At 33.3% G+C, this 2,031-nt stretch carries 2 protein-coding genes; both read right to left on the bottom strand.

Annotation, left to right across the window (positions count from 1 at the left end):
• Nucleotides 1-108: 108 nt before the first annotated feature.
• Entirely contained in the window at nt 109-1,296 is a 1,188-nt protein-coding gene (locus KXG62_RS33720) for an ATP-binding protein (RefSeq protein ID WP_218096383.1), read from the bottom strand.
• On the bottom strand, nt 1,277-1,888 hold the full coding sequence (locus tag KXG62_RS33725) for an SIR2 family protein (protein ID WP_246627769.1): 612 nt from the start codon (nt 1,886-1,888) through the stop codon (nt 1,277-1,279). The genes KXG62_RS33720 and KXG62_RS33725 overlap by 20 nt, the downstream gene beginning before the upstream one ends.
• Nucleotides 1,889-2,031 lie beyond the last annotated feature (143 nt).

The raw sequence follows: 2,031 nt of genomic DNA on the forward strand, positions 1-2,031 counted from the left end.
TCACGCTTATTTGGTCTGTGTAAGTTACCGATTGAGTGGGTGGTGCGACTGAATCGCCTGCTTCAGTATGCCTCTGGTAGGATGACTTGTATTACAATTTCTGGTTAATCAACAGGTCTGCCTTAAGATATTTTTATCACTTGCTAGAAATCTTTCTATTATGTTAATTAATTCATTATCATTATCTTCAATTTTATCAAACCCAAAAATATTATTAAACAACGATGTGTTTAGTAAGTTATTTGTTCTAGATATTAAACTCACACAATTAGAAATATCATTATCATTTCTGTCACCAAATGTATTGGAATCATTGTATAACGAATCATAAATACATTCTTCACGTAGTTGATCAACTAATTTTTTTATATTAAATTCAAGAAATCCATTTTCGATTTTAGAGATGTTTCGATAATAAAATGCTTGTAGATTTCGTTTAGTCTTTTTCTTTTTTTCTAGATATTGTTCTTTTTTATATTCTGAAAGTGCATCTTCAGTATCAATTTCTATCATCTTTAAAGATCTTATTGCTTCCATTAGCTTTGGCTGCTGAACTTTACCGGCTGGTTTTAAGAGAAAGAACAGGTCTTCTACAGTTAATTTTCTGTAACTTAGGTATGAATTTAATGAAAGAATTGCGGTTTGCGTCAAGTCACCATCGAATGTATGATATTCACCAGTCGGATCTATCAAAATGACCTTGTTCTTATTTTCTTTCAAAGATTGTACTAGTTTAGAAACAGTCCAACTTTTCCCACCACCTGTAGTCCCAACAATGGCGCAATGCCGGCTTAGGAGTGCTTGCTGTGAAACTGAAACCTCAGTGCTTTTGTTAGATGTTAGAGTACCAATTTTAATATACGGCACTTCCTCATGCTTGACGCCAAATCGTTTGAAATAATTCTGAATAAAATTCGATGAGCAAACAAAGACCTTTGCCCCGATATTGGGATAACAGTCAAGTCCTTTCCTAATGTCAAACGGATTAAAGTAGTCAAAACTTAACATAATGTCAACTTTAGCCAAAGGATGAAAGTCTTTTCCCTGAAAAGCTTTTTCATTAAGTTCTAGCCTTTCACGTTCTGGCAAATCTAATTCTAATATTTTCCCTAAAAAACCGCTACTTTCACCTTCTATAGCAACAAAAGAACCTATAAGTCCACCATTAAATTCCTCACCTGAAAAGATAAACCTATTTAATAAAACAGATGAAGGAAAATGAATTTTTACTGATTGTGGGGATACCTGACTTACATAACCTAAGAAATAATTATGTTCAAAAGGATTTATTTTCATAACCCTCTCCAGTGTTATCATGATATACTTCATTAAACGGATAATTTGTAACAAGATCTATAAATCTTTCTTCAATTAATAGCACATTGTTATTCTTGGAAGCTATTTCTCTTAATTTAGTAAGAGCATCGTTTGATTCGATCCCCAATGTTACCACCATCAGGATAAAACTAGGGTTTATTTCTAGTGCTTCATGAATGATTGATGAAATATGTTTATCATAAAAACTAAAACCAATAGTTAACAAGAATACGTTTTCTTTTCTAAGCGCTTGTTGAAATCTAGCAATCATTTCGAAAAAAGGCTGCTCATATGAAGATTCGTATTTAGTTGATTTAGGATATATCATTACTGGATTATCTGGATTTTCATTTTTTATTATTTTCTCCCCTACTTTTTGCCAATCAATCGAACCGTGTGGCTTATAAAGATGAAGCACCCTTGGGGCATAATTTTCTTCAGTTTTAATTCTACTGTTTTCCCTTACAACTACGTCATAATCGAAGTATTTACCATTGAACGTTCTTGGAAAAGAAAATGAAAACCCATCAATAATTGTATAACCGCATTTGGCTGCTGCTTGTTCAAACAAAGTATCATAATTTAGCGTAAATAACTCAACTTTCGCAGCATGAAATCGGCAAACAAGCCTTGATGTAACTGGGCAAAGCGGCAATCCACTGCTGGAGTTGACGCTGAATAAGAGCGGAAATCTTCTTACCGGCTTTTTGGGCT

This window comes from Paenibacillus solanacearum (assembly GCF_910593845.1).
Classification (GTDB): domain Bacteria; phylum Bacillota; class Bacilli; order Paenibacillales; family NBRC-103111; genus Paenibacillus_G; species Paenibacillus_G solanacearum.

What these genes read in the sequence shown, in the direction of transcription:
- KXG62_RS33720 (WP_218096383.1), bottom strand. Translation starts at nt 1,296, where the DNA reads ATGAAAATAAATCCTTTTGAACATAATTATTTCTTAGGTTATGTAAGT.